Annotated in this window: 11 protein-coding genes, 1 tRNA gene and 1 pseudogene; 12 read left to right on the forward strand and 1 reads right to left on the reverse strand. The window is 55.4% G+C overall.

The annotated features are described in order from the left end of the window. The 11 genes and pseudogenes from ACWI8T_RS05145 to ACWI8T_RS05195 all read left to right on the forward strand — a co-directional run. Nucleotides 1-224, forward strand: a pseudogene (locus tag ACWI8T_RS05145) (DNA polymerase III subunit delta); the annotation flags it as partial. Beyond that, the gene (gene ricT, locus ACWI8T_RS05150; RefSeq protein WP_449138191.1) at nucleotides 217-1,659 is read left to right on the forward strand and encodes a regulatory iron-sulfur-containing complex subunit RicT; all 1,443 of its coding nucleotides are present in this window, start codon (nucleotides 217-219) and stop codon (nucleotides 1,657-1,659) included. The pseudogene ACWI8T_RS05145 and the gene ricT, both read left to right, overlap by 8 nt. Before the next feature lie 54 nt (nucleotides 1,660-1,713). Beyond that, nucleotides 1,714-3,216 carry a nicotinate phosphoribosyltransferase gene (locus ACWI8T_RS05155; RefSeq protein WP_302886407.1) on the forward strand — a complete coding sequence of 501 codons (1,503 nt, stop codon included), beginning with the start codon at nucleotides 1,714-1,716 and terminating at the stop codon, nucleotides 3,214-3,216. 220 nt (nucleotides 3,217-3,436) lie between these two features. Continuing rightward, the gene (locus ACWI8T_RS05160) at nucleotides 3,437-4,366 is read left to right on the forward strand and encodes a DegV family protein (RefSeq protein ID WP_418950352.1); all 930 of its coding nucleotides are present in this window, start codon (nucleotides 3,437-3,439) and stop codon (nucleotides 4,364-4,366) included. Between the two features lie 34 nt (nucleotides 4,367-4,400). Beyond that, the gene (locus tag ACWI8T_RS05165; RefSeq protein WP_449138192.1) at nucleotides 4,401-5,354 is read left to right on the forward strand and encodes a radical SAM protein; all 954 of its coding nucleotides are present in this window, start codon (nucleotides 4,401-4,403) and stop codon (nucleotides 5,352-5,354) included. 133 nt (nucleotides 5,355-5,487) lie between these two features. Next, nucleotides 5,488-6,969, forward strand: coding sequence for a threonine synthase (gene thrC, locus ACWI8T_RS05170; RefSeq protein WP_449138193.1), 1,482 nt, complete (start codon nucleotides 5,488-5,490; stop codon nucleotides 6,967-6,969). After that, complete coding sequence (gene thrB, locus ACWI8T_RS05175; protein WP_449138194.1) at nucleotides 6,966-7,850, forward strand: homoserine kinase; 885 nt, start codon at nucleotides 6,966-6,968, stop codon at nucleotides 7,848-7,850. Before thrC ends, thrB begins: the two co-directional genes overlap by 4 nt. Nucleotides 7,851-8,023: 173 nt before the next feature. Beyond that, nucleotides 8,024-9,394 (forward strand): aspartate kinase, encoded by a 1,371-nt coding sequence (locus tag ACWI8T_RS05180; protein WP_449138195.1) that lies wholly within the window; start codon nucleotides 8,024-8,026, stop codon nucleotides 9,392-9,394. Beyond that, nucleotides 9,387-10,412, forward strand: a complete 1,026-nt coding sequence (locus ACWI8T_RS05185) for an aspartate-semialdehyde dehydrogenase (protein ID WP_449138196.1) — start codon at nucleotides 9,387-9,389, stop codon at nucleotides 10,410-10,412. Before ACWI8T_RS05180 ends, ACWI8T_RS05185 begins: the two co-directional genes overlap by 8 nt. 26 nt (nucleotides 10,413-10,438) lie before the next feature. Beyond that, nucleotides 10,439-10,513 (forward strand) — tRNA-Thr (locus ACWI8T_RS05190). A 208-nt stretch (nucleotides 10,514-10,721) separates the two neighbouring features. Next, a complete protein-coding gene (locus ACWI8T_RS05195) occupies nucleotides 10,722-11,501 on the forward strand; it encodes an HAD hydrolase family protein (RefSeq protein ID WP_449138197.1) in 780 nt (259 codons plus the stop codon). A 49-nt stretch (nucleotides 11,502-11,550) separates the two neighbouring features. Here the strand turns inward: ACWI8T_RS05195 and ACWI8T_RS05200 are convergent, their stop codons facing one another. Continuing rightward, complete coding sequence (locus tag ACWI8T_RS05200; protein ID WP_281669102.1) at nucleotides 11,551-11,910, reverse strand: hypothetical protein; 360 nt, start codon at nucleotides 11,908-11,910, stop codon at nucleotides 11,551-11,553. A 287-nt stretch (nucleotides 11,911-12,197) separates the two neighbouring features. Between ACWI8T_RS05200 and ACWI8T_RS05205 the strand changes: the two genes are divergently transcribed. Beyond that, nucleotides 12,198-13,133, forward strand: a complete 936-nt coding sequence (locus tag ACWI8T_RS05205) for a glycosyltransferase family 2 protein (RefSeq protein WP_418861038.1) — start codon at nucleotides 12,198-12,200, stop codon at nucleotides 13,131-13,133. Nucleotides 13,134-13,161: the final 28 nt, after the last annotated feature.

Genomic DNA, 13,161 nt, shown 5'->3' on the forward strand with positions numbered 1-13,161 from the left:
GGCTTCGCGACGTGGGAGTATGCTGTGCAGGCGACGATTCTCTCGTCGTCAACGTCGATGTGGCTGCGTCTATTCACGACGCCGCTGCCCGCACCACGCTCGAGCGCGTTACGCGCGCACAGGAGTGCGTGGGCGCCTGCGAAGACGCCATTTCGTATAATGTTTCTCCGCAAGTGAGCATCGAATCGATGCTTTTCGAGATAAGAGAGGTTCTCTATGCCTAACGTCGCTGCCGTCAGGCTTACCTATAACCCTCGGGTGTTGTGGTTCGATCCCAATGGAATCGAGTTCTCCGCGGGCGATGCGCTTATCGTGAAAACCGAGCGCGGCCTGGAATACGGCGTGGCCGATGAAAGTCTGAAAGAGGTTTCCGAAGACGCCATCGCGAAACTAAAAAGCCCCTTGAAGCCCGTGATGCGCAAAGCCACGTCCGAAGATTCCGCGAAGTGGGCGAATCTTCAGGCTCAGGCCGAAGAGGCGCTTCCTGTTTTCAAGGAAATGGTCGAGCAATACAAGCTCGACATGCATCCCGTGACTGTTGAGTTCCTTTTTGATGGCGACAAAGCGATTTTCTACTTCGAGGCAGACGAGCGTATCGATTTCCGCGAACTCGTGCGCGCGCTCGCCGCGAAATTCCACGTTCGAATCGACATGCGTCAAATTGGCGTGCGCGACGAAGCGCGCATCGTCGGCGGCTTCGGGCACTGCGGCCAGGAGCTGTGCTGCGCTCGCTTGGGTGGCCAGTTCAATCCAGTGTCAATTCGAATGGCGAAAGATCAGGATTTGTCGTTGAACCCGCAAAAAATCTCGGGCTTGTGCGGTCGTCTTATGTGCTGCCTTCGCTATGAATCCGATACCTATAAGGAATTCAAGTGCCATTGCCCCAAGCAGGGGTCCATGGTGAAAGTGCCGGGTGGCGAAGCGAAGGTCGTTGAAATCAACGTACCCCGCGAAACTGTCACGCTGCAGGTCGAAGACAAGCGCGTGCGTGTTCCTGTTGCCGAGATGGGCGTCGACAAAAAGTCGGGTAAGCCGAATTCCGTTTCCGCCGATGTGCTCGAAGCTGCCATCAATGCCGCGAATCCGAATATGCAGGTTGCGGAAATCGTCGATCGCTCGATTTTCACAGGCACCGATAAGCTCGCCGAAGCGCCCGTGGCGCATCATAACGAGAGCTCTCGTAAGTCCCGTAAGGCCGAAGCGGATGAGGAGCAGGGCCGCTCTTCGCGCCGTCGCCGTCGTTCGCGCGGCGCTTCCTCGCAAGCTACGGTTGAAGAGAAGCGCGATTCGCAGCGCAAGCAGCGTTCTCGCGGTGAAGCCGCAGGCGGCGAAGACCAGCAAAAGCAGAGCCAGGGCCGCGTGAAACGCCGCAGCTCGCAAACCGCCCAGGGTTCGAAACGCCGCGATGGCCAGGCTTCTCAGAATGCACAGCCTAAGCGTTCCCCCGATAAGCCGCAGCAGCAGAAAAACCGCGATGCGGCACAAAAGCAAGATAAGCCCAAACAGCAACGTCGCCCCGGGCAGCGTTCCTCGGGCCTGTCTCAGACGAAGGCTCAAGGCTCGCAGCGGGCCCAGGCAAGCGAAACCTCGACGCATAGGCGTCCCCGCCGTCGCACGCATAAAGCGCAGGGTGGCGAGAGCCAGAACCGCGAGCAATAGCCCAAAATGGGACAGGAATGAGCTCCTGTCCCATTTTTTGAAAGGAGCATCAAGATGAAAACCCTCGACGAGCCAACCGTCGAAAACGGGACGCCGCGCTTGGCGTATGGGCTGCTTACCGACTTGTACCAGCTCACCATGGCGCAAGGGTATTGGGAAAATGGCAAGCTCGGCGAGCAGGCGTGCTTCACGGTTTTCTTTCGCGATGCTCCTTTCAAGGGCGGCTTCGCCATTGCATGCGGCATGTCGCAGCTCGCGGAAATGATCGATGGGTTCGAATTCACCGAATCCGATATCGAATACCTGGCGGGGCTCAATGCCCCCGGCGGCGGAAAGCTCTTCAAGGCGGAGTTCCTTGAATACCTTCAGGCCCTGAAGCTTTCGGTGGACATCGACGCCGTGCGCGAGGGCGAGGTTATTTTCCCGATGGAACCCATTGTTCGCGTCATGGGCCCCATTCTTGAATGCCAGTTGCTTGAGACCGCGCTTTTGAATTGCGTGAATTTCCAAACGCTCATCGCGACAAAAGCGGCTCGTGTGTGCCTTGCTGCGAAAACGCCTGTTGCGGAATTCGGCCTGCGCCGCGCGCAAGGCGCAGGCGGTTCGCTGTGGGCGAGTCGCGCTGCGGTTGTCGGCGGATGCGCCTCGACTTCCAACGTGCTTGCGGGCAAGCTCTATGATATTCCTGTTTCAGGCACGCATTCCCATTCTTGGGTCATGTCGTTTGATAGCGAACTTGAAGCTTTCCGCGCGTATGCGAAATGCTTCCCCACGAACTGCGTTCTGCTCGTCGATACGTACAACGTGAAAAAAGGCATTGAAAATGCCATTACCGTGGGCCTCGAAATGCGCGAGCGCGGAGAAAAGCTTGCCGGCATTCGCATCGATTCGGGCGACCTTGCGTGGCTTTCGCGTTACGCGCGCGAGCGCCTCGATGCAGCGGGCCTGACCGATTGCGGCATCGTGCTCTCGAACGATTTGGATGAGTACACGATTGAATCTATTCGCGAGCAGGGCGCGAACGTTATGAGCTGGGGCGTTGGCACGAAGCTCGCAACCGCGTATGACCAGCCGGCGCTTGGCGGCGTGTATAAGCTGTCGGCTACGAAATCGCAGGGCGACTCGAAATGGAAGGCTCGCCTCAAGGTATCTGAGATGTCGAGCAAGCTCACGCTTCCAGGTGTTCTCGATGTGCGCCGCTTCTTCTTCGAAGACGGGCGCATCGCGGGCGATATGGTTTTCGACGTGAATGAACCGGTAAATGCCGAAGACAAGATCATCGATCCGTCCGACTTGCTTCGCCAGAAATCGCTTGCGGGCCTTGCGAGCGAGACGCTGCTTCGCCCGCTTTCGCGTGATGGCAAATCGGTGCTTGCCGCCGAAGACCGTTGCGCTATGGCCGCGCAGGCGCGTGCGAAAGAAGCTCTTGGAAAGCTTGACGAATCTCAGAAACGCTTGCTGAATCCCCATACGTATCCCGTGGGTCTGGAAGAGGGCATGTGGCATCGCCGTGCGGCGCTCGTGGCGGCGCTTCGTGGCCAAAAAATCGGCTGGTAAGAATTCTTGTTTCAACTCGAGCGCGGAATAACAAGGCGGCATCGGGCCTTATGGTTCGATGCCGCCTTTTGCGTTGTGGGGATGTTTCGGTGCGCTCGGCATAAGTGACAATTTGATTCCTTTTTGACAAAGCGACGCGAATGCTGCCGTGACCTGATATAGTTCGTCTGTCAAAGTATTGCGCGTAAGGAGCGCGGAATCGCTTTCAGAAAGGCCACGAATGACCGCGAAATGCAATCTTATTATCGACTCGTGTTGCGATTTGCCGCTGGAGATGGTGCAGCGCGAGGGCGTGTATCTCGTTGAATTCCCGTTCCTCTTCGACACCGAGCAGCATCTCGACGATTTCGGCGCGAGCATGCCCGCCAAGGAATTCTACGACCGCATGCGCAAGGGCAATTTCCCTACGACGTCTCAAATTTCCATTCCCGCTTACACCGAGGTGTTCGAGCGCGCTGCGCAATCGGGCATTCCTACGGTGTATTTGAGTTTCTCTTCAGCGCTTTCGGGCAGCTACAATGTGTCGTTGCTCGTGCGCGATCAGCTTCAGGAAAAGTACCCCGACATGCAGCTGCATATCGTCGATACCAAGCTTGCTTCTGTTGCGGAAGGGGCTTTGGTATATGAAGCCCTGCGCCAGCGCGATGCGGGCCTTACAGCTGAAGAACTCGTCGAGTGGGCTGAAGAGGCGCGCTATTTCCTCAACATGATGTTTATGGTCGACGACCTTGAGTCGTTGCGTCGTGGCGGCCGCATTCCCGATGGCGTTGCTGCGGCGGGTGCGAAACTCGATGTGAAGCCTATGCTCACTATCGATTTGGAAGGCAAGCTCACCTTGAAGGGTGTGGCCCGCGGCCGCAAAAAGGGCATTCGCCAGCTCGCCCAGTTCTATCTCGATAAAGTTTCTCAGGACGGCCCTTCGGGCGCCATTGTGACGGGAAATGCCGATTGTCCTAAAGACCTTGAGCGTATGCATGAGCTTATCGCGAAGGAACAAGAAGACGCCATGTTCCTTGATTTGCATGTCGGCCCTGTTATTGGAACCCATGTGGGTCCCGGTATGATTGCAATCGTATTTTGGGGACAAGACCGCCGAGAGGACCTTTCGGTGGCCGATCGCATCGCACGTAAAATCAAAGGCGGCGCGTAGGCGATCGATGGGTGTGCGCGATAACACGTCATGTATGGAAGAGGCCGCTCTCTCGACGGCCTCTTTTTCTGATGCCACGATTTCCTTGCTTGAACATTGCTCGCTCTGTCCTCGTGCGTGTGGCGCGAATCGCGTAGCGGGTGCGCGGGGCGTGTGTGGCGCGGCTGACGAGCTGCGTATCGCCCGGGCCGCCCTTCATTTCTGGGAGGAGCCGCCGATTTCGGGCAATGTGGGCAGCGGGGCCGTTTTCTTCTCGAATTGCCCGCTGCATTGCGTGTATTGTCAAAACGAACCCATCGCGAACGGCAGCTGCGGCGTCGATGTGAGCGTGCGTCGTCTTGCTTGCATTTTTTTGGAATTGCAGGACCAAGGCGCTCTCAATGTGAACCTTGTAACGCCAACGCACTATGTGCCCCAAATTATTGAAGCGGCAAAGCTCGCGCGTGAAGCGGGGCTCACTATTCCGTTTGTGTACAACACTTCAGGCTACGAAACGCCAGAAACTATCGCTTTGCTCAAAGGGCTCGTCGATACCTATCTGGTCGATTTTCGCTATATCGATGCCCAGACGGCGCGCAGCTATTCGAAAGCGCCAACGTACCCCGAATTCGCTATGGCTTCGCTCGATGCGATGGTGAAACAGGGCGCGCACGTTATCGTTCGCGTGCTGCTGCTTCCGACGCACTTGGAGGAAACAAAGCGAATCGTGCGATATGTGCATGAAACCTATGCCGTGCAAGAAACGCTCGGCCAGCTTAAGCTTTCTCTCATGAGCCAATACACGCCTATGGGAACGTTTCCGTTGCATCCCGAACTTGAGCAGAGAGTTGATCCTGAAGCGTTCGAGGAGCTTCTCGATTATGCCGATGATATCGGCTGCGATGATTATTTCTGGCAAGAGGGGGGAGCTGCCGAAGAAAGTTTCATTCCCGATTTCGTCTCGCATGAAGGAGTTGTGGGCCCCGAGCTCGCTTCGGATGCCGAGTGATCTATCGCTTGTGGCTTTCGGCTGCCATATCGGCCGTTTACCGCTGGTGAGCGGTGTATTTAACAAAGCTGTAATATTGCATTGCCCGCGCTTGGTATGCTAGAGCGAATTCAACCAAACGAAAGGGCGGCATATGACTTCGATGTACCACAGCACTCGAAACGCCGATGCATGCGTGTCCGCGAAACGCGCGGTGCTCAATGGCCTTGCTTCCGATGGCGGCCTCTACGTTACCGATGCGCTGGGCGAAACGAAAATCGATCTCGAACGCGTTGCGACGAACACGTATCGCGAAAATGCCGCGTATATCTTGGGTACGCTGCTCGATGACTATTCCGCTGAAGAAATTGAGTCGTGTGTTGAGGCTGCATACAAAGGCACCTTTGAAACCGATGACGTTGCTCCCGTGGTAAAGGTCGGCGATGCGTTCGTGCTCGAACTCTTCCGCGGCCCAACAAGCGCCTTCAAAGATGTTGCGCTGCAGATGCTTCCTCAGCTCATGAGCCGAGCTGCGCAAGGCGCGGGCGAAAAAATCATGATTCTTGCCGCAACGAGCGGCGATACCGGTAAGGCTGCTTTGGCTGGTTTCGCGAATACGCCCGGGCTGGGCATTACCGTGTTCTACCCGCATAACGGCACAAGCGAAATCCAGCGATTGCAAATGGTCACCCAGGCCGGCGACAACGTTGCCGTCGCTGCCGTCGAGGGCAATTTCGACGATACCCAAAGCGCCGTAAAGCGTATTTTTGGAGACGAGGCGCTGCGCGAGCGTCTTGCGGCGCAGAATACGGTGCTTTCAAGCGCGAACTCCATTAATATCGGCCGTTTGGCTCCGCAGGTCGTGTATTACTTCGATGCCTATGCCCAACTCGTTCGCGCAGGCGAAATCGCATGTGGCGATGCCGTTGAATTCTGCGTTCCCACCGGAAACTTCGGCGATGTGCTTGCTGGGTATTTTGCGAAGCGCATGGGCCTTCCCGTTGGCAAGCTTATTGTCGCGAGCAATTGCAATAACGTGCTGTCCGATTTCCTTACCGAGGGCGTGTACGACCGCAATCGCGAGTTCTTCAAAACCATTTCTCCTTCGATGGATATCTTGATTTCGTCGAACCTTGAGCGCCTTCTGTACTACGCGAGCGATGGCGCTGCTGGGCTTGTTGCTGGCCTTATGGACGACCTTGCGAAAACGGGTCGTTATCAGGTGCCTGACGAGGTGCTTGCGCGCATTCAGGAAACGTTCGCCTGCGGTTGGGCGAGCGACGAGCAAGCCGAGGCTGCTATGAAGGAATGCCACGATGCAACGGGCTATGTGCTCGATCCCCATACGGCGTGCGCGTGGCATGTTTCAAAGATGCACCCTCATACCGAAGGCGTTCCCCGCGTGGTGCTTTCTACCGCGAGCCCGTATAAGTTCTGCCATGACGTGTGCGAGGCGCTGGGTCTGGCTGCGCCGCAGGACGATTTCGCTTGCATGCGCGAACTCGAAGGCGCGAGTGAAACGAAAGCTCCTGCCGCTTTGGCCGCCCTCGAAAACACCGATGAGCGTTTCGGTGACGTGATCGCGGTTGGCGACATGTCTTCTTATGTTGAAACGAAATGCGGTGAGTTGCTGTGAGCGTAAAAATTACGGTGCCGGCTACGTCGGCGAATCTTGGCATTGGCTACGACTGTCTGGGTATGGCGGTTTCCCTGTATTCGGAATTCACGTTCGAGCGTGCTGACGAGCTGCAGATTTCGGGTTGCCCCGAGAAGTATCGCAATGAAAACAATCTCGTGTACCGAAGCTTTGAGCTTGCGCTTGCGCACTGGGGTGAGGAGCCGTTTCCTATTAAGCTGCATATCGATGTGGCGATTCCCGTTTCACGTGGTTTGGGTTCCTCGTCGACGTGCACGGTTGCGGGCATCATGGGTGCCGCCGCGCTCACGGGTCGCATTGTGGGCCGCGCCGAGGCGGTGAGCATTGCGACCGAAATGGAAGGCCACCCCGATAACGTCGCTCCCGCCATTATGGGATCGCTCGTGTGTTCGTTTACGCCGCAGGGCGAATTGCCGAATTGCATTCGCTATAACGTGAATCCGAACCTGCGCTTCGTCACGGTTATTCCGCCTTACGAGGTTAAAACCGAGGAGGCGCGCAAGATTGTGCCTCAGGAAGTGCCCCTGTCTACCGCTGTGTGGCAAATGGGACGCATCTCTGGCCTTACGCGCGGTTTGGAGTCGGGCGACGTTCGTCTTATCGCTGCCGCCTGCGACGACAAAATCCAAGAACCCTATCGCCGTGAACTTATTCCCGATTACGATGAGGTGCGGGACGTTTGCCTGAATGGTGGTGCGGCTACGCTGTGGATTTCTGGTTCGGGTTCCACCCTTATGGCGGTAACCGATGATGGCCTGGTCGCTGAAAGCCTGCGAGCGCGCCTGCAGAGTATGCATCCCGATTTCCAGGTGCATGTGCTTGAGTGCGACACCCAGGGAGTGCGCATTCAACTTGCATAACACTCAAACGCGCCAAGGGGTATGTCTCCTCGGCGCGTTTTCGTATTTAGGCTTAGGCTCTCAAATAGGTACCACATATGGTGACTTCTGGCCGTCTGCCGAAAGGGCTTGCGCTTTTGCGTGCTAAAGTGGCATCATCGATTTTACGTGTACTGCGCATTGAAGGTAGTTCTATGATCAAGATTACGAAGTTCGGCGGCTCGAGTGTGAGTTCTGCCGGCCAATTCAAAAAAGTCAAGGCAATCGTCCAGGCCGACCCCTCTCGCCGTTTTGTCGTCGTGAGCGCCGCCGGCAAGCGTGATAAGTTCGACAGCAAAATTACCGACTTGCTGTATTTGGTGAACGCCCACTTGCAATACCACGTGACATGCGATGACCTTCTGGGCACTATCGGCCAGCGCTTCTGCGAAATTGCCAAAGAGTTGAATCTGAGCTACCCCATTTCCCATGAATTCGGCATCTTCCGCGAGCTCGCGAAGCGTGGAGAATACACGCCTGAGTATATCGTGAGCCGCGGCGAATACTTCACGGGTCGCATGATGGCTGAATATCTAGGTTTCCCGTTCGTCGATGCTGCCGACGTTATTACGTTCCGCCCCGATAGCTCTATCGACATGGATAAGACTTCCGAAAAGCTCAAGGCTGCGATCGGCGAGGAAAGGTGCTTCGTGCTTCCTGGCTTCTATGGCGCGACGGAAGATGGCAAAATCAAGCTGCTTGACCGCGGCGGCGGAGACATCACGGGCGCGATTGTGGCTCAGTGTCTGGGCGCCGACTTGTATGAGAACTGGACCGACGTTTCCGGCTTCCTTACAGCCGACCCACGCATCGTCGATAATCCGAAGTCGATTTCGCGCATTACCTACGCCGAGCTTCGCGAGCTTTCTTACATGGGCGCGAGCGTGCTGCATGAAGAGGCGATTTTCCCGGTGAAAGATGCCGGCATTCCGCTTGTGATTAAGAATACGAATGCGCCCGACGACCCTGGCACCGTGATTTCCGAGGAAACCGAGCCTGGCGTGGCCGAGCCGCTCATTACGGGTATCGCAGGCAAGAAAGATTTCGTCGCTATTCACGTGAAGACGAACCATATGTCGAGCAAGGTTGGATATATTCGCAAAACCTTGTCGATTTTCGAGCGCTATCGCGTGAGCATCGAGCACATTCCCACGGGCATCGACTCGTTTGCCGTGGTGGTGCAGGGCAGCGATGTGAAAGATTGTCTGTATTCCATTGTTGCCGATATTAAAAGCGAGCTCGAGCCCGACGAGATCAAAATCGTCGATAGACTTGCACTTATTTCCACGGTCGGCCGCAACATGCCGAGCCGCCCGGGCACTTCGGGTCGCCTGTTCGGCGAATTGGGCCATGCGGGCATCAACATTCGCATGATTGCGCAGGGCTCCGAAGAGCTTGACATTGTTGTTGGCGTCGATGCCGACGATTTCGAGCGTGCTATTCGCGTTATTTACGGTGCGTTTGTCGACAGCGACGATAACATCATTACTGTCGAGGAAGCCGAAGAGGAGGCGACCAATGAGTAGCTACAACGTCGGAATCCTGGGTGCTACGGGCGCTGTGGGCCAGCAGATGCTCGAGTGCTTGCAGGAGCGCGATTTCCCTGTCGCTGGCTTGAGGCTTTTCGCGAGTGCGCGCAGCGCTGGCAAAACGATCGAATTCAAGGGTGAAAAAGTCGTCATTGAAGAAGCCACCCCGCAGTGCTTCAAGGGTTGCGATATCGTCTTGGGCGCCGCTGGCGATGACATCGCCAAGGAATTGCTTCCGCATGCCGTGGAAGCGGGCGCAACGGTCATCGACAATTCGCACGCCTTCCGCATGGATGAAGATGTGCCGCTGGTTGTGCCTGAAATCAATGGCGAAGATGTGAAATGGAACAAGGGCATTATCGCAAACCCGAATTGCGCCACCATTATCGGCCTTGTTCCTACGTGGCCGCTTCATCAGGTCGCGGGCGTGCAGCGCATGATTGTGAGCACCTATCAGGCCGCGAGCGGCGCAGGCGTGCCGGGCATGCGCGAGCTCGAGGCGCAAATTGCGGCGATGGGCAAGGGCGAACCCATGCCTGAGCCGAGCGCATTCGCCGCTCAGCTTGCGAACAATCTTATTCCTCAGATTGGTGGCTTTAAATACGAGGGCTTCACTTCGGAAGAGATGAAACTTCAGAACGAGGGCCGCAAAATCATGCATCTCCCCGAGCTCCGCGTGAATTGCACCTGTGTTCGCGTGCCCGTTCTTCGTTCGCATTCCGAAAGCATCACGCTTGAATTTGAACGCGACATCACGCTTGAGCAGGCTCGCGAGGTTCTCGCTTCGGCTCCTGGCGTGAAGCTCGTTGACGATCGAGATGCCGCTGATGCGCACGACCGTTTCCCGATGCCTATCGATACGAGCGACCAAGACCTTATTTGGGTTGGCCGCATGCGTCGCGATATCTCGAACCCCAATGAATCGCGCGGAATCACGTTCTGGTGCTGCGGCGATCAGATTCGCAAGGGTGCCGCGACCAATGCTGTGCAAATTGCTCAGCTGCTTGTAAAGTAGTTGTGGTACACTAACCAAGCTCACTTGCCAGTGTGGCGCAACGGTAGCGCAACTGATTTGTAATCAGTCGGTTGCAGGTTCGATTCCTGTCACTGGCTCCATGAACGAACTAAGGCCGACATACCGTCGGCCTTTTTTATGGATGCCGCGCGGTGTTCTCAATGGCGCTTTGTCTTTCTGTTGTTGCTGTTCGGGCTGTGTTTAGCCCTCATTTGAGTCGATGCGCCTGATCGGGATGCTGCTTGCTCGCTTTGAGCGCGGTTATGGTCCGTTTGCTTCATGCAATCGGGCCGATAGGGATGAAGGCATATGCACAAACATTATTTCTTTTTCGATATTGATGGCACCTTGGCTGCGGGGCCGATTATGGGGCGTTATATCCCCGAATCGACGAAGCGTGCGCTCGAAATCTTGAAATCCGAAGGCCATTTCCTTGCGATATGCACGGGACGCCTGCATGCGATGGGTGAGGGCTTCATGCATGAGCTCGGGTTCCAGAATATGGTGGCCGACGGCGGCAATAGCCTTACGCTCGATGGCGAGTTTTTGGGAATCAAACCGCTCGATACGCAAGCATGTATCGACGTTATCGAGGAATGCGAGCGGCTCGGCGTTGTATGGGCCGTCTCTTTCGACGATTCCCGTCGCCGCTGGACTCGCTATGCCAACTATGACGCGCTTGTGCATGATTCGTATATGGAGACGGTTGTCGATCCGGAGCTCGATTATCGTTCGATTGAGTGCTTCTATAAGGTCTATGTGATTTGCTCGCCCGAAGAAGAGGGGCGCATCGACTCTCTGTCGAAAGTGCCTACGGCGCGTTTCAGCCCATATGCCGTGTTCGTTGAACCCGTTGATAAGGGCGAGGGAATCAAGCGCTGCATGGCACACTTAGGGGCGTCGATCGAAGACGTCGTGGTATTTGGCGACGGCAGCAATGACGTGTGCATGTTTTTACCCGAATGGACGAGCGTCGCCATGGGGAACGCCATCGACGAGCTGAAGCAGCGTGCCGATTACGTGACGACCGATGTCGACGATGACGGCATTTGGAATGCGTGCGTTCACCTCGGGTTCATCGAAGCCTGACGAATCTGCTCAAAACCTGTTATATGCTCGTAGCGTTTAACAGGTTTTTCTATTTCCTGGGCACTTTCTTTGCGCGGTCGGTAAGTCGCCAGCGGTAGTTGGGGTTGTGCTTGAGGAAATTTCTGCGGCAGATGAACGTAATGCCGAGCATGATGAGCGTGGTTGCCAAGCATGTAATGAAGAAATCGGCCACGAATGCATTGCTTTCAATCCATGCGTAGAGCGTTGCGAGCGCAAAGAGAATCGACAGGCCGCCGTTTAGGGCGATGAAGATTTTTATGACCGCCTCTTTGGCGCGCGCCGGCGTGTATCGCCACGACATGAATATATAGACGACGATACCGATTATCGCGAGTATTGCGAGAAGGGGCAAAACACGGTAAAGGCGCGCTGCGAGCATTGCGGGCATGAAGCCCTCCTATCATTAATATCGCGCTTTGCGCGGAGTGTTCATGTGCGCCTTCATGATATCGCATAGTCTGAACGCTCATATCGGTAATGCGTTGTGTGGATTTGGACATTTCTGTCGTCATGATTCCATGTTCCCGTATTCGGGCTTTCAAAGGCGCATATGGTCGTGAGAATTTGCCGATTATTTGCATGGGTCAATAGCATAAATGGCTTTACTTGTAAGAAGCTATAATCTCAACAATTCAAAGTTGGTTGAGTAAATGACAGATTTAAATGGAGGCTCGAATGGGCAATAGCATTGCGGTGCTTATACCGTGCTACAACGAAGCCGTAACCATTGCCAAGGTGGTAGATGACTTTAAGCGCGAATTACCCGAAGCGGTAATTTACGTATATGACAATAATTCGAAAGACGAGACCGCCAAAATCGCCGCAGAACACGGAGCGATAGTGCGTCACGAGCCGCGCCAGGGCAAGGGCAACGTGGTACGCTCAATGTTCCGCGACGTCGATGCCGATTATTACATTATGGTCGACGGTGATGACACGTATCCCGCCGAGGCGGCGCGTGAGCTTTTGGCCCCTCTTCAGGCGGGCGAGGCCGACATGACTGTTGGCGACCGTCTTTCTAACGGAAGCTATGGAGAAGAAAACGACCGAGCGTTTCATGGCTTTGGCAATAACCTGGTTCGTTGGCTCATCAAAGCCATTTATGGCTTTGCATTCGATGATGTGATGACGGGTTACCGTGCGTTCAATCGCGTTTTCGTGAAAACCATGCCCGTGCTTTCCGAGGGCTTCCAGATCGAAACCGAACTCTCCATCCATGCGGTTGATAAACGTTGGCGCATTGTTGATGTGCCCATCGAGTATCGAGATCGCCCCGAGGGCAGCGAGTCGAAGCTTTCCACGTTTGGCGACGGCGCGAAGGTCCTTAAAGCCATTGCAAGCCTTTTTAAAGAATACAAGCCCCTCGCTTTTTTTGCGTGGATTTCACTCATCTTGATTGCGCTTGGTTTGATTGTGGGTATCCCTGTCATCACCGCTTTCCTTGCGACTGGAGTGGTGCTTCGTGTTCCTTCTACCATTCTGGCCGTTGGGCTTGTGTTCTGTGGGTGTCTTGCCTTTACCGCCGGTCTTATTCTTGATTCCGTCGCCAAGGCGAGCCGTAAGCAGTGGGAGATTGAAGTGTATAGGTTCATGGCGGAAGATGCAAAATAGCTCTTTCTTGAATTAATTGCTTTATAAC

Source organism: Slackia sp., from assembly GCF_977041755.1.